Origin of the sequence: Micromonospora sp. H33 (assembly GCF_052068455.1) — a bacterium.
Taxonomy (GTDB): Bacteria; Actinomycetota; Actinomycetes; order Mycobacteriales; family Micromonosporaceae; genus Micromonospora.
In genome coordinates, this window is the sequence record NZ_JBQHDE010000004.1 from 397,477 (window position 1) to 416,762 (window position 19,286).

The 19,286-nt window shown below is 73.7% G+C and carries 17 protein-coding genes; 2 read left to right on the plus strand and 15 right to left on the minus strand.

Annotation, left to right across the window (positions count from 1 at the left end; translation table 11 throughout):
- Window positions 1–43: 43 nt before the first annotated feature.
- The 5 genes from ACTMS0_RS13645 to ACTMS0_RS13665 form a co-directional block, all read right to left on the minus strand.
- Window positions 44–3,580, minus strand: coding sequence for an ATP-binding cassette domain-containing protein (locus ACTMS0_RS13645; RefSeq protein ID WP_441155512.1), 3,537 nt, complete (start codon window positions 3,578–3,580; stop codon window positions 44–46).
- A 128-nt stretch (window positions 3,581–3,708) separates the two neighbouring features.
- The gene (locus ACTMS0_RS13650; RefSeq protein ID WP_441155513.1) at window positions 3,709–4,302 is read right to left on the minus strand and encodes a TetR/AcrR family transcriptional regulator; all 594 of its coding nucleotides are present in this window, start codon (window positions 4,300–4,302) and stop codon (window positions 3,709–3,711) included.
- Window positions 4,303–4,334: 32 nt separating this feature from the next.
- On the minus strand, window positions 4,335–6,569 hold the full coding sequence (locus tag ACTMS0_RS13655) for a YhgE/Pip family protein (RefSeq protein ID WP_441155514.1): 2,235 nt from the start codon (window positions 6,567–6,569) through the stop codon (window positions 4,335–4,337).
- Window positions 6,566–7,429, minus strand: coding sequence for an ATP-binding cassette domain-containing protein (locus tag ACTMS0_RS13660; protein ID WP_441155515.1), 864 nt, complete (start codon window positions 7,427–7,429; stop codon window positions 6,566–6,568). Before ACTMS0_RS13660 ends, ACTMS0_RS13655 begins: the two co-directional genes overlap by 4 nt.
- A gap of 110 nt (window positions 7,430–7,539) precedes the next feature.
- Window positions 7,540–8,379: a GNAT family N-acetyltransferase gene (locus tag ACTMS0_RS13665; RefSeq protein WP_441155516.1), complete on the minus strand. Its 840-nt coding sequence runs from the start codon at window positions 8,377–8,379 to the stop codon at window positions 7,540–7,542.
- A gap of 184 nt (window positions 8,380–8,563) precedes the next feature.
- On the opposite strand from ACTMS0_RS13665, the gene ACTMS0_RS13670 reads away from it, so the two are divergent.
- Window positions 8,564–9,127 carry a PadR family transcriptional regulator gene (locus ACTMS0_RS13670; RefSeq protein ID WP_441155517.1) on the plus strand — a complete coding sequence of 188 codons (564 nt, stop codon included), beginning with the start codon at window positions 8,564–8,566 and terminating at the stop codon, window positions 9,125–9,127.
- A 147-nt stretch (window positions 9,128–9,274) separates the two neighbouring features.
- Here the strand turns inward: ACTMS0_RS13670 and ispG are convergent, their stop codons facing one another.
- The 9 genes from ispG to ACTMS0_RS13715 all read right to left on the minus strand — a co-directional run bounded on the left by ispG (window position 9,275) and on the right by ACTMS0_RS13715 (window position 16,801).
- Window positions 9,275–10,447, minus strand: coding sequence for a flavodoxin-dependent (E)-4-hydroxy-3-methylbut-2-enyl-diphosphate synthase (ispG, locus tag ACTMS0_RS13675; protein WP_441155518.1), 1,173 nt, complete (start codon window positions 10,445–10,447; stop codon window positions 9,275–9,277).
- A gap of 9 nt (window positions 10,448–10,456) precedes the next feature.
- Window positions 10,457–11,707: a M50 family metallopeptidase gene (locus tag ACTMS0_RS13680; protein ID WP_441155519.1), complete on the minus strand. Its 1,251-nt coding sequence runs from the start codon at window positions 11,705–11,707 to the stop codon at window positions 10,457–10,459.
- The gene (gene dxr / locus ACTMS0_RS13685) at window positions 11,707–12,918 is read right to left on the minus strand and encodes a 1-deoxy-D-xylulose-5-phosphate reductoisomerase (RefSeq protein WP_441155520.1); all 1,212 of its coding nucleotides are present in this window, start codon (window positions 12,916–12,918) and stop codon (window positions 11,707–11,709) included. The genes ACTMS0_RS13680 and dxr overlap by 1 nt, the downstream gene beginning before the upstream one ends.
- 43 nt (window positions 12,919–12,961) lie before the next feature.
- The gene (locus ACTMS0_RS13690; protein WP_441155521.1) at window positions 12,962–13,597 is read right to left on the minus strand and encodes a Uma2 family endonuclease; all 636 of its coding nucleotides are present in this window, start codon (window positions 13,595–13,597) and stop codon (window positions 12,962–12,964) included.
- A 170-nt stretch (window positions 13,598–13,767) separates the two neighbouring features.
- Window positions 13,768–14,226, minus strand: coding sequence for an LppU/SCO3897 family protein (locus ACTMS0_RS13695; protein ID WP_441155522.1), 459 nt, complete (start codon window positions 14,224–14,226; stop codon window positions 13,768–13,770).
- A gap of 192 nt (window positions 14,227–14,418) precedes the next feature.
- A complete protein-coding gene (locus ACTMS0_RS13700) occupies window positions 14,419–14,553 on the minus strand; it encodes a hypothetical protein (RefSeq protein ID WP_441155523.1) in 135 nt (44 codons plus the stop codon).
- 57 nt (window positions 14,554–14,610) lie between these two features.
- Window positions 14,611–14,760 carry a DUF397 domain-containing protein gene (locus tag ACTMS0_RS13705; RefSeq protein WP_441155524.1) on the minus strand — a complete coding sequence of 50 codons (150 nt, stop codon included), beginning with the start codon at window positions 14,758–14,760 and terminating at the stop codon, window positions 14,611–14,613.
- Window positions 14,761–14,859: 99 nt separating this feature from the next.
- Complete coding sequence (locus tag ACTMS0_RS13710) at window positions 14,860–15,408, minus strand: GNAT family N-acetyltransferase (protein WP_441155525.1); 549 nt, start codon at window positions 15,406–15,408, stop codon at window positions 14,860–14,862.
- Window positions 15,409–15,637: 229 nt separating this feature from the next.
- Entirely contained in the window at window positions 15,638–16,801 is a 1,164-nt protein-coding gene (locus tag ACTMS0_RS13715; RefSeq protein ID WP_441155526.1) for an alkaline phosphatase PhoX, read from the minus strand.
- A 238-nt stretch (window positions 16,802–17,039) separates the two neighbouring features.
- Here ACTMS0_RS13715 and ACTMS0_RS13720 point away from each other — a divergent pair, with 238 nt between their 5' ends.
- A complete protein-coding gene (locus tag ACTMS0_RS13720) occupies window positions 17,040–18,638 on the plus strand; it encodes a phytoene desaturase family protein (RefSeq protein ID WP_441155527.1) in 1,599 nt (532 codons plus the stop codon).
- On the opposite strand, the gene ACTMS0_RS13725 is transcribed toward ACTMS0_RS13720, so the two are convergent.
- Entirely contained in the window at window positions 18,627–19,271 is a 645-nt protein-coding gene (locus ACTMS0_RS13725; protein ID WP_441155528.1) for a TMEM175 family protein, read from the minus strand. The two genes, ACTMS0_RS13720 and ACTMS0_RS13725, sit on opposite strands and share 12 nt — an antisense overlap.
- Window positions 19,272–19,286: the final 15 nt, after the last annotated feature.

The following is a 19,286-nucleotide window of genomic DNA, read 5'->3' on the forward strand; positions in this document are numbered from 1 at the left end:
ACCTCATGATCAACGCGGGCTTCCGAGGGGCCCGTTCCGGAGGTCAGCCGGCCAGGTGGGACCAGGCCGGTTCCAGGTCGCGCCAGGGGCCCTGGGCGGCGACCCGGCCGTTCTGCAGCACCACGACGTGGTCGGCGCGGACCAGCGCCGCCCGCTTCGACGTCGAGCCGACCACCGTCACCCCGTGCGCCCGCAGCGCCTCCCACAGCGCCAGCTCGGTGGTGACGTCCAGCGCGGACGACACGTCGTCGGCCACCAGCAGCTCGGTACGCGGCGCGAGCGCCCGGGCCAGCGCGAGGCGCTGAAGCTGCCCGCCGGAGAGCCGCGTGCCCTTGTGCCCGATGACCAGCCCGAGGCCGGACCCGGACGCCGCCAGGTCGTGGTCGAGCTGGGCGGTCGACACGGCCGCGGCGGCGTCGACCGGATGGCCGAGGGTGATGTTGTCGGCGACCGTCCCGGACAGCACCCGGGGCAGCTGGCCGACGTACCCCACCTGGTGCGGGCGCAGGAACAGCTCCGGCTCGGTGACCGGCTCGCCGTTCCAGGTCAGGTGACCCGTGTGCGGCGCGATCCCGGCCAGGGCCCGCAGCAGCGACGACTTGCCCGAGCCGACCGGCCCGACCACCAGCACGAGCTGGCCGCGCTCCACCGTCAGGTCGACGTCCCGGACGGCCTTCGTGCCGTCGGTGTGCCGCACGCCGAACCCGGACAGCTCCAGCCGGCGCAGCGGGTGCCGGGGCGGCACGGCCGGTGCCGGCGCCTCCCCGGTGGCCAGGTCCACGTCGGGCACGGCCGCCGAGTACGAGGCCACCCCGGTCATCGCCATCGTCCGGCGGGTCCACACCCGCGCGGACGGCACCTGCGAGATCAGCGACGCGGTGGTCCACGCGAACCAGCGCGCCGCGGCGAGCGTGGCCACGGCGACCAGGGTCGCCCCCGCGGAGAGCGTGCCGGTCAGGAACAGCGCCCAGGCGCCGATCGGCAGCAGCCCGCTGACGAGTGACGGCGTCGACCGCGACCACACCTGCACGGAGATCTCCCGCCGCTGCCGCTCGCTGCGTGTCACGTCCAGGTCGGCGAGGTGGGTGAGCACCGGCCGGGTCGCGCCGGCCAGCTTCACCGTCCGGGCGGCGGACAGCGAGGAGACCAGCGCGGTCGCGAACGCCGCCCGCGCCGCCACCGTCTCCCGCGCGGTGCGTTCCAGGCGCGGCCCGAACAGCGTCGCCGCCAGCCCGGACACCAGCATCGTGCCGGCGAAGAACAGCCCGGGTACGACGCTGCCGGAGATCGCGGTCATCGCCACCAGCAGGACGAGGGCGGCCGCTTGGTCGAGGAGGTTGTCGGCCAGCTGCACCACCCGCTCGGTGTCGCCGCCCTGGGCCACCACCTCGGCGGGCGTGTGCGAGCTGATCCGCCGGGGTCCGGTCTGCCCCTGCACCAGCCGCAGGCTGATCCGCAGCATCTGCCGGACCCACCATCCGGGGAACCAGATGCTCGTGTACCAGGGGATCGGCAGCGTCACCAGCAGCCCGGCGGCGATGCCGAGCGCCGGCAGCCACGGGTCGCCGACGCCGTCGACCACGTCCGCCCAGAGCCACGGCAGCACCGGGCCGTCCAGGCCGATCAGCACCAGCACCATGAACAGCGCCAGCGCCGCCAGCCCGTACCGCGGATCGTTGAAGACCAGCCGCGCGATCTCCCGCAGCGTCCCCGCGAGCGTCGCCGCCGGCGGTGGCGTACGGTCTTCGGGCGCGGCCTCCGACGCCGGTGGCGTGTGGTCGACCGGCGCGGTGGGCGGTGTTCGGTCCCCCGGCCCGGCGTCCGAACCGGAATCGGAGGGTGCGTCCGGCTCCGGGCCCTCGAGCAGGTCGAGCCCGCCGCTCCGGCCGCGCGTGCCGCCCCGGGCGTACGCGGCGGTGTGGCTGGTGGCGAGCAGTTCGGCGAAGCGCTCCGACTCCCGCAGCGGCCCCGCCTCGACGACCGCGCCGTCGGTCAGCACGACGACCTCGTCGCAGTGCCGCACCGACGAGAGCCGGTGGGCGATGACGATGCCGATCCGGTCCCGCAGCAGCCGCTCGGTGGCGCGCTGCACGCGGGCCTCGGTGACCGGGTCGAGTCGGGCGGTGGCCTCGTCCAGGATCACCACGTTCGGGTCCCGCACCAGGATCCGGGCGAACGCGACCAACTGCTCCTGCCCGGCGGAGAGCACGTGCCCGCCCTCGCCGAGCCGGGTGTGCAGCCCGTCGGGCAGCTCGGCGATCCAGTTGGCGAGGCCCAGCTCGTGCAGCGCGCGGGCGGCGTCGTCGAGCAGCTCCGGGTCGAAGAGCGCGACGTTCTCGGCGAGCGTGCCGGCCAGGATCTCGGTGCGCTGGGGCACCACGGCGACCCACCGGCGAAGCTGCTCGACGTCGAGGTCGCACAGGTCCCGCCCGCCGAGGAAGACCGCCCCGGGCGGCACGTCGACGGCCCGGGTGAGTACCTTGGTCAGGGTGGACTTGCCGGAGCCGGTCCGGCCGACCAGCGCGTACGAGCGGCCGCGGGTGAAGGTCAGGTGGACGTCGCGCAGGGCCGGGCCGCGGGTGCCGTCGGCCGCCGGGTAGCGGAAGGTGAGCCCACGGACCGCCAGGTCACCGTCGAGCGGGGCCAGGCCGCCGGCGGGTTCCTGCGGGGAGTCCTCCAGCATCTGCACACGGCCCCAGGCGCCGAGCGCGTACTGCAGCTCGGGCACCATCCGGCTGACGTGCTCGACGGTGGCGCCGAACGCGATGGCGAGCAGCCACACCGCGGTGAGCCGGGCACCGTCCATCCGGCCGGCGGCCAGCGCCCACGCCCCGGCAAGCACCACCGCGGCGATCCCGGCCCGGGTGACCCCGGTCGCCACGGTCGTGACCTTCGCCGACATCCGCCAGACCCGCAGGCCACGGGAGAGCACGGCCGCCGCGCGCGTGGCGTAGAGGCGGAGCACGTACGGCTGGGCGAGGCTGGTGCGGACGTCGTCCTGGCCGTGGATGGCCTCCTCCATCACCGCCGCCAGGTCGGACCAGGCCTCCTCCTCCGCCATCCGGGCCGGGACGATCCGCGCGGTGGGCCGGCGCAGACCGACGACGAGCGCACCGGCGACCAGCAGCATGGTGACGCCGGCCGGCCACCACACGCCGATCGCCACGGCCGTCGACAGCACGCCGACCGTCAGCATCTGCGCGATGCGGACGCCCTGGGCCCGCACGGCGGCGGCGACCTGGTAGACGTCGCCGTCGATGCGGTCGAGCAGCTCGCCGACCGGCGTGGTCTCCAGGGTGGGCAGGTCCTGCCCGAAGGCGACCCGGCAGAGCCGGCGGCGGACGGCGGCGGACCAGTCGGCGGTCACGCCCGCCATCAGCAGGCTGACGACGAGGTCGCTGACCACGGCGGCGACCAGCGCGACCGCGAGGACGGTGAAGTAGCCGGTGGACCGGTGCAGCAGCACCGGCCCGGCGAGGGCCGCGGCCGCCGCCTGGCCGCCGGCGCCGAGCACGACCAGGACGGTCACGACCGCCATGCGGCGGGGCGCGGTGGCCCACATGTCGCGGAGCAGACGCACGGCGGGACCCCTTACGGCAGACGGTGGCGGTACACCCAGCCTCACCCGACCCGGCCCGGCCGATCAACGCATTTACCCGTCGATGCGTCGCCGTCCGGTGACGCATCGTGTCGAGCAGCGAGGTGCCGCTACACCTCGGCGACCCGGCGCACGATGCCGAGCAGCGCCTCCTCGACGTCCTCGAGGGGCCGGTCCGGCTGGAAGACCAGCCAGTCCACGGCGACCACCAGACCGACGCCGAACAGCGCCGACGAGGCGATCCGCACGTCCACGTCCGCCGGCAGGTCACCGCTGGCCACGCCGGCTCGTACGGTCTCGGCGATCACCTCGATCGCCTCGCCGCGCAGCAGCCGTAGGGTCTGCTGCCACTCCCGGTTGGTCCGCCACATCTCCGACAGCAGCAACTGTGCGAAGGCCCGGTAGCGGCGGATGTACTCCAGCTCGGCGCGGACCAGGGCGGCCAGCGCCTCCCGGGGCGGCAGCCCGGCCACGGCGGCACGGAATTCCGCGGTGAGCAGACCGATGCCGTGCCGGAGCAGCTCCTCGAAGAGGACAGTCTTGGACTGGAAGTTGTAGTAGACGGTGCCCTTGGCGACCCCGGCGCGGGCGGCGATGTCGTCCACGGTGGTGGCGGAGTAGCCCTGTTCGGCGATGAGTTCCACGGCCGCCTCGAAGAGGCGCTGGCGGGTGTCCTCCCGCCGCCGGCTCCGTCCGTCAGTCACTCGCCCTCCCCGTGCGCCTGCCCTCAGCATCCTCACATGGCCAGCTCCGGGTGGAGGGTGGCCGGGGTCAGCCGGCGCGCCCGCCGCGCGGCCAGGCCGGTGAGCGCGAGCGCGCCCGCGCCGAACGCGACCAGCATGAGCGCCCCGGTCACCACCGGGCCGACCGTCCCGCCGTTGATCGTGTGCCGCAGCGCCGTCACCAGGTAACTCATCGGCAGCCACGGGTGGATCGCCTGGAAGAAGCCGGGCGACGTCTCCACCGGGTAGGTGCCGCCGGACGAGGTCAACTGGAGCATGAGCAGCGCCAGCGCGACCAGCCGCCCGGCCGGGCCGAGCTGCGCGCCGAGCCACTGCACGATCGCGGTGAAGGTGAGCGAGACCAGCGCCAGCAGCCCGAGGGTCGCGGCGGGCCGCGCCGGGTCCAGCCCGAGCGCCAGGGTCACCACCGCGAACAGCACCCCGGCCTGGGCCAGGCCGATCGCCGCGGCGGGCAGCCAGCCCGCGAGCGCGACCCGCCAGGCGGCCGCGCCGGACATCACGTGCCGCCGGTTGAGCGGTCGCAGCAGCAGGTACGTGATCATCGCGCCGACCCAGAGAGCCAGCCCGAGGAAGTACGGGGCGAAGCCCACGCCGTACGAGCCGGCGGGGTTGTGCTCGGTGCGGTCCAGCGCCACCGGGTCCCCGAGGATGCCGGCGCGGGCGTCCGCGTCGTCGTACCCGGGGATCTTCCCGGCCCCGGTGGTGAGCCCGTCGGCGAGGTCCCCGGCGCCGGTGCCGAGCCGCGTCAGCCCGTCGGCGAGTTCGCCGGCGCCGCCCTCCAGCCGGACGAGGCCGTCGGCGAGCCGTTCGCTGCCGGCGCCGAGCCGCTGGAGCCCACCGTCCAGTTCCCGGGCCCCGGTGGCGAGGCGGAACAGCCCGCCGTGCAGCTCGTCCGCGCCGGTGGCCGCCGCGCCCAGGCCGTCCCGTAACCGGGCGCTGCCCTCGGCGAGGGTGGTCAGCCCCTTCGCCAGCTCGTCCACCTTCGCGCGAGCGGCGGCGACGTCGTCGGCGAGGTGCGGGGCGGCCGCCGCGATCTCCCGCGCGGTCGCCGCCACCGTCGTCATCCGCTGTCGGAGGGCGGCGAGGTCGGTCCGTTCCAGCCCGGCCACCACCGCCTCGGCCGCGGCGACCGCCTGGTTGGCGGCGCGGCGGGCGGCGACCACGGCCGGGTCGTCGGCCAGCTCGGGGTGGGCCGCGACGAGGGCGTCGAGCCGATCGCGGACCGCCCGCGCGGCGGTCACCGCCTCCTCGGCCCGGCCGGGCAGCACGTCCAGCCCGGCGGCCAGGGCCTCGGCGCCCTCGGCCACGGCGGTGGCGGACGTCTCGATCAGTTCGGCGTTCTCCCGCAGCACCGGCTCGACCCGGTCGGCCGCGGCGTCGACCCGGTCGGCGACGGCCCGGGTGGCGGAGGCGGCCCGCGCCGTCCCGTCGGCGAGCTGCACCGCCCCCGTCCGCAACTGCCCGAGCCCGTCGGCGAGGTCGCCGGCGCCGCGTACGCCCTGGTCCAGGCCGCCGGCGAGCTGGCCGGCACCGTCGGTCGACGCGCCCAGCCCGTCGGCGAGGGTGCCGGCCCCCTCGACGCTCCGGTCGAGGCCGCCGGCCAGGGTTCCGGCGCCGTCCGTGGCCGTGCCGAGTCCGTCGGCGACCTTCCCCGCGCCATCGGCCGCCCGCGTCGTTTCCGACTTGAGATCGGTGAAGCCGACCAGCATCTTCGCGAAGTAACCCTCGGCGGCGCTCTCCGCGGCGGCCGCCCGGATCTCGCTGAAGGCGGACCGGGCGAGCAGCCCGGACAGGTAGTTGGTGGCGTCGTCGCTGACCAGCTTCAGCCGCCCCTGGCGGGCCGGCCGCTCCGGGTCGGGGCCGGCGGCGAGGGTGGCGGAGAAGTCCGCCGGGATGGCGAACACCAGGTGGTACCGGCCGCTGCGCAGCCCGGCGGCGGCGTCCTCGGCGTCGGTGACGTGCCAGCCGAACACGCGCCGGTCGAGCAGTTCGTCGGTGAGGTCCCGCCCGGCGTGCACGGCGCTTCCGTCGCTCGCGGTGGCCGGGCGGTCGGCGTTGACCAGTGCCACCGGGATGCGGTCGAGCTTCGCGTACGGGTCCCAGAAGGCGTACAGGTAGAGCGCCCCGTAGAGCAGCGGGATGACGGTGAGCACGGCCAGCGCGGCCCGGGGCAGTCGGCCCCGCGTCATCCGGCGCAGCTCGAAACGGGCCAGTCGGAACACGCTCATCGGGTCACCTCGGCGGTCTCGGCGTCGGTCTCGGACGGGGCGGCGGTCTCGGACGGGGCGGCGGTCTCGGACGGGGCGGCGGTCTCGGACGGGGCGGCGGTCTCGGGCGGGGCGGCGGTCTCGGGCGGGGCGGCGGTGTCGGTGTCGGTGTCGGTGTGCCGCGTGCGGACCAGGGCGGTGGCCAGGGAGGGCACCGGCGGCGGGTCGCCGAGGCGGTGCACGATCGCCCGGGTATCCGGTTCGACCGTGCGGGCGGTGGCCACCACCGCGTACCCCCGGTCGGCCAGGTGGGCGAGCACCGCCCAGAGCCAGGCGCGCTCGGCGGGGTCCGAGCCGGCGTCCACGTCGTCGGCGACGATCAGCGCCGGGCCGCTCAGGGTGGCCAGGACGAGCCCGAGCACCTGGCGCTGCAACGGCGTCAGGTCCCGGCCCCGGGTGGCCGGGTCGAAGGGCACGTCGCCGGTCAGGCCCGCGCCGGCGATCGCGGCGGCGAAGGCGTCCCGCCGGTACGCGCGCCGGGCCCGCAGGGCTGCCACCGGCACCAACTGGCGACGGCGGTGCGGGACCGGCCCGAGGAGCAGCAGCCGCTCCCGGACATGCTCGGCGACGGTCAGCGCGGGATCGGGCTCGTGCACATCGGGGACGTGCCCGAGCGCCGCCGTGCCGTGTCGGACCAATCGCCCGTGCGTGGTCGGGAACCGACCGGCGAGGGCGAGCAGCAGGGACGTCCGTCCGCTGCCCGGCGGCCCGACGACGGCGTGCAGTTCGCCAGGGGCGGCGGTCAGGTCGACGTCCCGGAACACCCAGCCGCGCCGGGTACGCAGGCCCAGCTCGCGTGCCTCGACGACGACATCCCCCACGGGCACTCCCTGAACTGACCGGTCAGTACAAAAACATGCCCAGCGTAATGCCGGTCGTCCGATTCCGGACCCCTCGACCGACGTGATCCGGGCCATCCGCCCGCCGCGCGTCAGAACAGCACGGTGGCCAGGGTGCCCACCGGGCGGAAGCCGCAGCGCTCGTACACCCGACGGGCGGGCAGGTTGAAGTCGTTGACGTAGAGGCTCACGGTCGGCGCGACGCGCCGCAGCGCGTCTCGGACGACGGCCGCCATGGCGGCCGTGGCGATCCCCCGGCCCCGCCACTCGGGGGCCACCCAGACGCCCTGAACCTGCGCGGTCCGCCGGGTCACCACCGCCAGTTCGGCCTTGAACACGACCGCCCCGTCGACGAACCGGGCGTACGCCCGGCCGGCCCGTACCAGGTCCTCCACCCGGCGGCGGTAGCCGCGCCCGCCGTCCTCGGCCAGCGGCGAGACGCCCACCTCCTCGGTGTACATCGCCACCGCGGCCGGGAAGAGCCGGTCCACCTCGCCCCGGCGTACGCGGCGCACGTGCGGGTCGACGGGCACGGCGGGCACCGCGTCGGTGGCGAGCAGCGGCTGGTTGGGCCGGACGTCCCGCGCCGGACCCCACGACGCGGAGAGCCGGTCCCAGAGCCCGAGCACCGCGTCGGCCCGCCCGACGATCGAGGAGCAGAGCCGCTCCTCGCCGGCGAGCAGGTCGGCGAAGGCGGCGACGGCCGGCTCGGTGGCGAGCACCGGGGTGAGGTTGCCGCCCAGCCAGCAGACCGACTCCAGGTGGCGGCGGCTGCCGTACCCGAGGACCCGCCCCTCGGCGCGCCACCAGGCGAGGCCCCGCGCGGCGACCCGCTCGGCGACCTGCGCGCCCGCGTACGGGTCGAGGTCGAGCAGGCGCTCGACCGCGCCACGCTCCGACTCCCCCAGTTGCCGCACCGGCGCCGTCAACACGGCTACCAGCCTGCCAGATCGGCGGGGGGCGCGTAGGGCGACCGGGCTCAGCGGCCCGGGGCCGGGGAGAGGACGTCGTCAACCGGGGCCGGCGGGGCCTCGGATTCATCAGATGACTTGTCGCCGATGCATTGCCGATATATCGTCGATGTATCAACGACAGTCCAATACGAAGGAGTATCCGATGGGATTCCATCGACGGATGCACGCACTGCACGAGGCGCGGATGCGAGGGTTCGGCTTCCCGCCGTTCCCGCCCGGCCCACCTTTCCCGCACGGCCACGGCGGGCGGGGTCGCGGTGGCCGGGGCCGACGGCCCAACGTCCGCGCCGCCGTGCTGGCCCTGCTCACCGAGCGGCCGATGCACGGCTACGAGATGATCCAGGAGATCGACTCGCGCACCGGCGGGGCCTGGCGGCCCAGCCCCGGGTCGATCTACCCGACCCTCCAGCTTCTGGAGGACGAGGGCGTGATCGCCGCCACCGAGGAGGGCGGCGGCCGGAAGCGCTTCACGCTCACGGAGCAGGGTCGGCCCGAGGCCACCGACGCCGCGCAGACCCCGCCCTGGGCCGAGGTCGCCGAGACCACGGTCACGAACTGGCACGACGTACGGGAGGCCGGCACGCAGGCGATGCACGCCCTGCGGCAGGTGATGATGACCGGCACCGACGACCAGCGGGAGCGGGCCGCCCAGGTGCTCGACGAGACCCGCCGCAAGCTCTACGCCATCCTCGCCGAGACGGAGTGACCAGCACCGGGCCGCGAGGGTCGCGCCTCGCGGCGCGCGCCGCAGCCCTCGAACACGGAAAGAGTGGCCATTCCGCGTGGAATGGCCACTCTTTCCGTGAAAGTGCGTCCACCGGGACGCCCGCGGGGCGGGCGCCCGGCGGGGATGTCAGTGAACCGTGACGGTCGCGCCGCCGGTGAGGCCGCGCAGCTCCTCGGGCAGCTCGGCGCCCATCTCCTCGGCCAGCCGGAGCGCCTCCTCGATGAGCGTCTCCACGATCTGCCCCTCGGGGACGGTCTTGATGACCTGGCCCTTGACGAAGATCTGGCCCTTGCCGTTGCCGGACGCGACCCCCAGGTCGGCCTCGCGGGCCTCGCCGGGGCCGTTCACCACGCAGCCCATGACGGCCACCCGCAGCGGCACCGGCAGCCCCTCCAGGCCGGCGGTGACCTCCTCGGCGAGCTTGTAGACGTCGACCTGGGCGCGCCCGCAGGACGGGCAGGAGACGATCTCCAGGCCGCGCTCGCGCAGGCCGAGCGACTCCAGGATCGCGGCACCGACCTTGATCTCCTCGACCGGCGGGGCCGACAGCGACACCCGGATGGTGTCGCCGATCCCCTCGGCGAGCAGCGCTCCGAAGGCCACGGCCGACTTGATGGTGCCCTGGAACGCCGGCCCGGCCTCGGTGACGCCGAGGTGCAGCGGGTAGTCGCACTTCTCGGCGAGCTGCCGGTACGCCCGGATCATCACCACCGGGTCGTTGTGCTTCACGGAGATCTTGATGTCCCGGAAGCCGTGCTCCTCGAACAGCGAGCACTCCCACAGCGCCGACTCGACCAGGGCCTCCGCGGTGGCCTTGCCGTACTTCGCCAGCAGCCGCTTGTCCAGCGAGCCGGCGTTGACGCCGATCCGGATCGGCACACCCGCGTCGCCGGCGGCCTTGGCGATCTCCCTGACCTTGTCGTCGAACTGCCGGATGTTGCCCGGGTTCACCCGGACCGCCGCGCAGCCCGCGTCGATCGCGGCGAAGACGTACTTCGGCTGAAAGTGGATGTCGGCGATGACCGGGATCTGCGACTTCTTCGCGATCGCCGGCAGCGCCTCCACGTCGTCCTGGCTCGGCACGGCGACCCGGACGATCTGGCAGCCGGACGCGGTCAGCTCGGCGATCTGCTGGAGCGTCGAGTTGACGTCGGCGGTGAGCGTGGTGGTCATCGACTGCACGGACACCGGCGCACCGCCGCCGACCGGCACCGAGCCGACCATGATCTGACGGCTCGCCCGGCGCGGCGCGAGCGGCGGGGGCGGTACGGCGGGGATACCGAGGCTGACAGCGGTCACTTCAGGCACTCACCTTGAGAAGAGCGTGATCGGGTTGACGACGTCCGCGGTGATGGTCAGCAGCGTGAACGCGCCACCGATGAGGATCACCGCGTACGTGAAGGGCATGAGCTTGAGGTAGTCGACCCGGCCCGGGTCGGGGCGGCGCAGCCGCGCGTACACCCAGGAGCGGGCCCGCTCGAACCAGGCGATGGCGATGTGACCGCCGTCCAGCGGGAGCAGCGGCAGCAGGTTGAACACGCCGATGAAGAAGTTCAGCGAGACGAAGAGCATGAAGAACAGCAGCCAGGCGTTGTTCTCCACCGCCTCGCCACCCAGCCGGCTGGCGCCGACCACGCTGATCGGGGTGTCCACGTCACGCTCACCGCCGGTGATCGCGGTCCACAGCGCGGGGATCTTCTGCGGGATCCGCTGCAACGCTTCGAACGTGTTCACCGCCATGTCGCCGGTGAAGTCGGCGGTGGCGCCGAACGCGGCGACCGGGCCGTACTCGATGCGGGTCGGCGTGCTGGGGACGAGACCGACGCCGAGCGCGGCGACCGGCCCGACGGCGCCCTTCGGGTCGTCCAGCGGCGGCCGTTGGGTCTGCGCGAGCGTGGCCTGCGCGGTGCCCGGCTGGCCGTCGCGGACGTACGCGATCTGCGCCGTCTCCCCCGGCTTGAGCCCGCGCAGCGTGGTGAGCAGGTCGCCGTAGGTGGCGACCGGCGTGCCGTTGACCGCGGTGATGCGATCGCCGTCGCGCAGCTGCGCCTGAGCGGCCGGGCTGGCCTGGTCGGCGGTGGTGCAGGCGCGGGCGGCGTTCTCCGGCACGACGCAGTCGGTGAGCTGGATGACGGCCGGCTCCTGCCGGACCTGCTGCTCGGTGGTCGGGAAGTCCGGGTTGGGCAGGCCGGCCGTGATCGCGATGATCCAGAGTGTGACCAGGGCCAGGGCGAAGTGGGTGATCGACCCCGCGGACATCACGATCGTCCGCTTCCAGACCGGGTACCGCCACATGGCCCGCGGCTCGTCGGCCGGGTCCACGTCGTCGTCCTGCGCGGTCATCCCGACGATCTTGCAGAAGCCGCCGAGCGGGATGCCCTTGATCCCGTACTCCGTCTCGCCCCGCTTGAACGACCACAGGGTGGGGCCGAAACCGACGAAGTAGCGAGTCACCTTCATGCCGAAGGCCTTGGCGGTGAGCATGTGCCCCGCCTCGTGCAGGCTCACCGAGATCAGGATGGCGAGGGCGAAGAGCGTCACCCCGAGCAGGTATGCCATCAAGCTCCTTCCACTGATCCGTCGATGATCGCCTGCGCGTGCCGGCGGGCCCACGACTCCGCTGTCAGCACGTCCTCGACGGTACCTGGTTCGGCGAAGTCGGGAGCGTCCCGCAGCACGCGTTCCAGGGTGTCGACGATGCCGAGGAACGGCAGCCGGCCGGCCACGAACGCCGCCACGCACTCCTCGTTGGCCGCGTTGTAGATCGCCGGCCGGCAGCGCCCCGCCTCGCCGGCGGCCTTGGCCAGCGCGACCGCCGGGAAGGCCTCGTCGTCCAGGGGCAGGAACTCCCAGGTGTGGCTCTTCGTCCAGTCCACCGCGGTGGCGGCGTCCGGCACGCGGTCGGGCCAGCCGAGACCGAGCGCGATCGGCAGCCGCATGTCCGGCGGGCTGGCCTGGGCGAGCGTCGAGCCGTCGGTGAACTCCACCATCGAGTGGATCACCGACTGCGGGTGGACCATGACGGTGATATCGGCGTACGGCACGTCGAACAGCTCGTGCGCCTCGATCACCTCCAGCGCCTTGTTGACCATGGTGGCGGAGTTGATGGTGACGACCGGCCCCATGTTCCAGGTCGGGTGCGCGAGCGCCTGCTCCGGTGTGACCTGCGTCAACTCGTCGCGTCGCTTCCCCCGGAACGGGCCGCCGCTGGCGGTGACGACGAGCCGCCGCACCTCGCCCCGGGCGCCGCCGCGCAGGCACTGGGCGAGCGCCGAGTGCTCGGAGTCCACCGGGACGATCTGCCCCGGCCGCGTCACCGCGGCCTTCACCAGGGGGCCGCCGGCCACCAGCGACTCCTTGTTGGCCAGGGCGAGCGTACGGCCGGCGCGCAGCGCCGCGAGGGTCGGCGCGAGCCCGAGCGAACCGACCACCCCGTTGAGCACGACGTCGCACGGCCACTGCGCCAGCTCGGTCATCGCGTCCGGCCCGGCGACGATCTTCGGCAGTTTGAAGTCGCCGCTGGCCCAGCCCCGCCGGCTCGCCTCGGCGTAGAAGGCGAGCTGGAGGTCCTGCGCGGCGGATGCCTTCGCCACGCCGACCGCCTCGACGCCGAGTTCGAGGGCCTGGGCGGCGAGCAGCTCGACGTTGCCACCGCCGGCGCCGAGCGCGACCACCCGGAACCGGTCCGGGTTGCGCCGCACGATGTCGATGGCCTGCGTGCCGATCGAGCCCGTGGAGCCGAGCAGGACGAGGTCCCGGGGAGAAGTCACGCCGCCATTCTCTCCCAGGGGCCCTGGACGCCCGCCGGGAGCCTCAGCCGTCGACGTCGGCCGGCGCCTCCTCGTCGAGCAGATCGGCCGGGTCGACGGAGAAGGGGAATGGCAGCGTCATGACGAACGTGCTGCCCGCAGCCGCGGCGGCCACCGGCCGGTACTCCCCCTCGGCCAACTCGAACAGCGCGATGCTCGGGACCCGGTTCCGCAGGTCCACGCGGAGGAAGAATGGCACCCCAGCTGCGGCGTACTCCCGCGGCCGGTCAATGACGTCCTTGCGCCGGTTACCGGGCGAGACGATCTCGCCGAGCAGCACGGCCTGGTTGATGTCGACGGCCGACCGGCCGCCACCGGACGACCGGAGCACCGCGATGTCCGGGATGAACAGGTCCTTCCCGGAGACCAGGTTGATCTCGGGGTACACCCAGAGACCCGCCTGACGCGCGGCACGGTGCAGCAGGTAGGGCAGTTCACGTTCCACCGACTGGTGGTCGATTCCGGCGTGTGGGGTGACGATCAGGCTTCCGCTCAGGACCTCGACCTTGGGGCCGTTGGTCTCCGGCAAGAGTTCGAGGGCGAGCTGGGCTGTCCACGGCTCGTCGTGCCACCGCAGCACGTCGAACGACGGCTCGGTGGGCTCCGGCGCCGGCTCGGGCGCGAACGCGGCCTGGGCCATCTCAGGTCGCCCCCCTCAGCGGACCATCCTGCTCGGCTCAGCCTAGCCGCGCAGCCCCCGCCGACGCCGCATCGCACAGGCTGTGCGCCGCGGGGCGTACCGCACAATCGAAGAGCGGCCCGTCGTCAACGCCCAGCACCGCGGCCGCAAACGGCCCGGCGCCCTGCCGGTCAGGCGGGACGGAGACAGAACACCACGTCGACGTAGTCGGAGCGCTTCTCCCAGTTCGAGTAGTGGAAGTCGACGAAGTCGGGAGCCGCCTTCTCACACACCGCGCCGGCCTGCTTCTCGTCGTCAACGGCCTGTTCGACCCGCGCCACCACCCGCTGCGTCCCGGGACCGCAATCGGCGATCTCGTACACCGGGCTCTCCGCGTCACCGACGTCGCGCACGCACTGACCGACCTGCACGAACTGCTCGTCGCCGTTGGCCCGCAACGCGGTGTGCCGGTCGCCGGCGCTCACATTCGCCGGCGACGAGGTGTCCGACCCGACCCGCTCGATCACCTGGAACACCACCCCGACCGTGGTGGCGATCGCGGCGACGATACCGAAGATCACGCCGAGCGTGCCGAGCGAGCGTAGAAAGGAGCGCCGCCGGCCGGGGGGCGATGCGTTCTCGTCATCCATCACAATTCCTCGGGCAGGCGGCCAGGTCGGTGAAGGCTGAGACATCGGGACCCAACATTGGCATATCGCGAGACGGAGATGATGGTGCGGCGAGACAGGGGCCAGCCCGGGCCTACGCGGCGCCACGACAACCGGCGCACGCACCATCGACGCAGCTCAGGCGGCATTCGACGACGGTAGCCGGAGCAGTATTCATGCCAGCACGGCGGCGACAATTGTCGACTTTCCGACCGACCGAATCGCGACGGGACGGGGGAAGGCGTCGGCCGCGTCCACCTGCGCCGGCAGGTGCTGGGCGGCGAGGTAGAGCTGGCCCGGCGTGGTCATGGGTTCAGGCCGACACCCGCCGGGTACACACGACCACGCCGTACCCGGTCCAGGCGGTCACCGCCCTGGGCGATCGAAGCCTCCGGCCCTGCTCGCCGCCACGAACGCCGCCCAGGCCGGCGGCGCGAACCGTAGTGCCCGCCCCTGCCGGTCCTTGCTGTCCCGCACCCCGACTCCGCCAGACCCCGTCACGCGTGCCGGCGGCATCGAGTCGATCAAGCAGCGCAGGGCTGGTGCACGACCCGGGCCCGGCAGCCGGACCGGGGCGGCCCGGCGTCACAACGGCCGGGACACACGCCCGGGCGGTCACGCCACTGGGGCCTCGAGGATGAAGGTCTCCACCTCGGTGCCGCCGTACCAGTCGGTGCGTCGGCCGACGTGGGACATGCCGAGGCGCCGGCATACCGCCATCGACCGGTCGTTGCCGGGCGTCACCACCGCGTAGATCTCCCGGGTGCCGGTGGCGAACTCGCGGGCGACCATCGCGCGGGCCGCTTCGGTGGCGTAGCCGTGCCCCCAGGAGTCCGGGTGCAGGTGCCAGCCGACCTCGATGTCGTCGGTGGGCGTGCGGCCGTCCCCGCCCGGCAACGGCTTGAGCAGCACGCTGCCCGCCACCTGGCCGCTGTCGCGTACCTCGATCGCCCAGATGCCGTACCGGCCCCCGGAGGGCGCGGACCGCTCCCGCCAGGCCCGTACCCGCTCGGCGGCCTGCTCCGGGTCGGTCAGGATCCCCGCCCCGCCGCCGAGCCAGCGCATCACCTCGTCGCGGGAGTAGATGTCGAAGATTCGGTCCAGGTCGACCGGCGAGTCGGTCCACTCCCGGATCGTCAGGCGCGGCGTCGTGACAACGGTCATGGCGGCCGAGTCTAGGACTGACGGGGCGGCCGGCGGGGAAGAGGAACCCGATGGGCGGCGGTTGGGAGCGGACCAAGCGGATCACCGGTGCCGCCTTCCGGCCGGTACGCGCCCACGACCTGTCGCTGCTGATCATGAAGTTATAGCCGGGGCAAGCGTTCTCCGGAGCTATAACTTCATGATCAACGCGAGCGGGGCGGGGACGACGAGCGCGGCTGGGACGACGGCGTCAGCGGCGGAATGGGCCGCGGACTTCGTACGTGATGCCGCCGGAGCCCGACCGGTCGCCGCTGGTGCCGCGCTGAGAGGAGAAGTAGAGGCGGGTGCCGTCCGGGGAGAACGCGGGGCCGGTGATCTCGGAGCCGCCCTGGTTCAGGATGCGGAGGAAGGGGGCGACCACCCCGGTCGGGGTGATCACGCAGATCTCCATGTCGCCGCCGTCCTCGGCCACGTACAGGTCCCCGCCCGGGGTGCCGGTGATGTTGTCCACCCCGGTCAGCGGAGCCGTGCCGGCGGGCACCAGCGAGTCGTCGTACGCGAGGTCGAGGCGCTGGCTGACCGCGTCGTACGCCCAGACCCGGTTGTCGCCCTTGGTGGTGAACCAGCAGGTGCCGCGGTCGTACCAGCAGCCCTCGCCGCCGTCGAAGTGCCGGGCCGCACCGACCTGCCAGCGGGTCGGGATCGGGAAGCCGTCGCGGTCCGGGATGTCCCGCCACGTCACCGGCCCGGAGGTCACGTCGGCCGGGGCGCACAGCACCTGGAGCCGGCCCGTGCGCAGGTCGCCCCAGGTGTCCGGGACGAACCGGTAGAAGCAGCCGTCCCCCTCGTCCTCGGTCAGGTAGACCACCCGCCGGTCCGGGTCGCACGCGGCGGCCTCGTGGGTGAACCGCCCCATCCGCGTACGCTCCTCGGCCGACCGGCTGCCGTCCGGCCAGGTCTCGAAGACCCGCCCGAGCGGCACCTCCTCGCAGGAGAGCCAGGTGCCCCACGGGGTCGCGCCGCCGGCGCAGTTGACGTTGGTGCCGCCGAGAATCCGGTACGCGGTGGCGATCGAGCCGTCCGCCCGGAACCGCACCGCCGACGCGCCCCCGACCAGCGGGATCTCGGAGTTGGAGACGTAGATCCAGCCGTCCCCGGCCGGGAAGCAGGCCCCGCCGTCGGGCGCGAAGTGCCACAGGTAGGCGGTGCCGGGCACCAGGTGGCCGGCGCGGGCGATCACCCGGCTGGTGAAGCCGGCGGGGAGCTGGAGGCCGTTGGCGTCGGCGGCGAGCAGTTCCCCGTACGGGCCGGGGCCCGGCTGGGCGGGGGCGGCCAGCGCGGCGCCGGCCCAGAGGCTGCCGGCGAAGGCGGCGCCACCGGCGACGGTGGCGCGCAGGACGGTACGACGGTCCATCGGACAACCTCCCGGGCTCGACGGTCGATGCCCCGTCCACGCTAGGGCCGACGAGGCATCGATGGAAGTCGCTATCCGGTGAACGCGGGATGGCGGCTGGCGGGCCACCCGTCGCGCCCTCCGCCTCCGCACCGACCTGCGTCGATCACCTACAGCGGTGTGGATCCCCCCTGACCACCGTCAATGCCATGATCAACGGGGGTGTCGGAGAGGCTGAGGGCCGGTTAAGGTGCCGGGTATGGCTGGAGAGCAGGTTCCGCAGCGGGTCGACGTCGTCGTCGTGGGGGCGGGGCACAACGGGTTGGTGTCGGCGATCCTGCTGGCGCGGGCGGGGCTGGACGTGCTGGTGCTCGAGGCGGCCGACGTCATCGGTGGGGCGACCCGCACCGAGGCGCCGTTCCCGAAGGTTCCGGGGCTGCGGCACTCCACCGGGTCGTACCTGCTCGGGCTGATGCCGCCGGAGCTGCTCGCCGCACTCGACGTCCGCATCCCCGTGCTGCGCCGCGACCCGCACTACTTCCTGCCCACGCCGGGCGGGCTCGGCTCGCCGTACCTGCTTTTCGGCAGCGACACCGCCGCGACGCGCAAGCAGCTCGCGGAGTTCTTCTCCCCCGCCGACGTGGCCGCCGACGACGCGCTCCAGGCCGAACTGGCCGCGCTGCGCGAGGACCTGGCACCGGCCTGGCTGGCCGAGCCGCTGCCGGTGGAGGAGACCGCCGAGCGGTACGTGCGGCCGGCGCTGCGGCAGGTCTTCGTCGACCTGGTCCGCGGGTCGGTCGCCGACCACCTGGCCCGCTTCGACTTCCGCTCCGAGCTGCTGGTCAGCATGTACGCGGTGACCGACGGCCTGTCCGGCCTCAACGCCGGCCCCGACGACCCCGGCACCGGGCACAACTTCCTGGTGCACAACATGTGCCGGCTGCCCGGCTCGGACGGCACGTGGATGATCGCCGAGGGCGGCATGGGCACCGTTTCCCGGACCTTCGCCGACGCTGCCCGCGCGGCCGGCGCGACGATCCTCGCCGGTACGCCGGTCACCGCGATCACCCTCGACGGGGGTGCCGCGTCCGGCGTGGTGCTCGCCGACGGACGGGAGGTGGCCGCGTCCGTGGTCCTGGGGGCCTGCGACCCGTACCGGCTGATGGACCTGCTGCCCGACGGCGCGCTCCCGGCGCCGCTCACCGAGCGGATGGCGGCGGTCCGCCGCCCCGGCACCACGCTGAAGCTCAACCTGGCGCTGACCGGGCTGCCACGCTTCTCCTGCCTGCCGGAGGACGCGCCGAGCCCCTTCGGGTCGACCATCCACCTGCTGCCCGGCTCGGCGTCGCTGTGCGGGGACGGGGGCGAGTCCCCGATGGCCGCGCTGCGGGCGATGTGGGCCGACGTCCAGGCCGGGCGACTGCCGGAGGAGCCGACGATTGAGTGGTACCTGCACACCACGGTTGACCCGTCGCTGTCCGACGCCGCCGGGCACCACTCGTCCGCGCTGTTCGTGCAGTCGGTGCCGTACGAGCTGGCCGGCACCACCTGGGACGAGGCGCTGCCCGGGTACGTGGCGAAGCTCGTCGCGATCTGCGAACGGTACGCCCCGGGCGCCGGTGACCTGATCGCGGACGCGGTGCCCCTGCCCCCGCCCGGCATCGAGGCGCACTTCGGCATCACCGGCGGGCACATCCACCACGTCGACAACACCGTCTCGTTCACCGACCGGATGCCGTACGCGACCGGGGTCGACGGCGTGTACGCGGGCAGCGCCGGCTGCCACCCCGCCGGCAGTGTCATCGGCGCCGCCGGCCACAACGCGGCCCGGCGGATCCTCGCCGACCTAGGCCGCTGACGCCTTCTCCGGCTGGGTGGCGGCCCGAGGGTCGTCCCCGGGATCCTTGACGAGGAAGAAGCCGACGATCACGAGGTAGAGGAGCAGGCTGACGATCGGGTCGACGAAGACGACCGCGAAGGCGATCACGAAGAGCAGTGGGCGCAGCCGCATCCGCCACGAGAGCGTCCGGGCCAGCCGAGGATCCAGGTCGGCGTGGAGCAGTCGCCGGCGGTTGGCCCACCACCAGCTCAGGTTGAAGAAGAGCGCTTCACCGAGCAAGGTGCCGACGTAGAGGGCGGCGGTCAGCCGCTGCTCGGCTGTGTCGCCGCGCAGATGGTCCGACAGCAGGTCGGCGGTGAACGGGATCGCGGCCACGAAGAGCAGCAGAAGCAGGTTCAACACCAGGAGCGTGTGGTCGACCCGGACCACGTACCGCCACATGTTGTGATGGGCGAGCCAGATCTGGCCGGAGATCACGAAGGTGATCACGTACGCCAGGTAGGTCGGCCAGGCCTGGAAGAGTGCCTCGGCAAGCTCCCTCCCATCCGCCCGGGCGGGGCCGTTCTGGAGCAGCTCGACGGCCATCACCGTCAGGACGACCGCGAAGACCCCGTCGCTGAACGACTCCACCCGGGAGCGGTCCCGCGCCATCTCGCCAGGCCGCGG

Bases quoted from the DNA above. Each gene is read 5' to 3' on its own strand.
- ACTMS0_RS13655 (WP_441155514.1), bottom strand. From the start codon at position 6,569: ATGAGCGTGTTCCGACTGGCCCGTTTCGAGCTGCGCCGGATGACGCGG.
- ACTMS0_RS13670 (WP_441155517.1), top strand. From the start codon at position 8,564: ATGGGATTCCATCGACGGATGCACGCACTGCACGAGGCGCGGATGCGA.
- ACTMS0_RS13680 (WP_441155519.1), bottom strand. From the start codon at position 11,707: ATGGCATACCTGCTCGGGGTGACGCTCTTCGCCCTCGCCATCCTGATC.
- ACTMS0_RS13690 (WP_441155521.1), bottom strand. From the start codon at position 13,597: ATGGCCCAGGCCGCGTTCGCGCCCGAGCCGGCGCCGGAGCCCACCGAG.
- ACTMS0_RS13695 (WP_441155522.1), bottom strand. From the start codon at position 14,226: ATGGATGACGAGAACGCATCGCCCCCCGGCCGGCGGCGCTCCTTTCTA.
- ACTMS0_RS13700 (WP_441155523.1), bottom strand. From the start codon at position 14,553: ATGACCACGCCGGGCCAGCTCTACCTCGCCGCCCAGCACCTGCCGGCG.
- ACTMS0_RS13705 (WP_441155524.1), bottom strand. From the start codon at position 14,760: ATGCCGCCGGCACGCGTGACGGGGTCTGGCGGAGTCGGGGTGCGGGAC.
- ACTMS0_RS13710 (WP_441155525.1), bottom strand. From the start codon at position 15,408: ATGACCGTTGTCACGACGCCGCGCCTGACGATCCGGGAGTGGACCGAC.
- ACTMS0_RS13715 (WP_441155526.1), bottom strand. From the start codon at position 16,801: ATGGACCGTCGTACCGTCCTGCGCGCCACCGTCGCCGGTGGCGCCGCC.
- ACTMS0_RS13720 (WP_441155527.1), top strand. From the start codon at position 17,040: ATGGCTGGAGAGCAGGTTCCGCAGCGGGTCGACGTCGTCGTCGTGGGG.
- ACTMS0_RS13725 (WP_441155528.1), bottom strand. From the start codon at position 19,271: ATGGCGCGGGACCGCTCCCGGGTGGAGTCGTTCAGCGACGGGGTCTTC.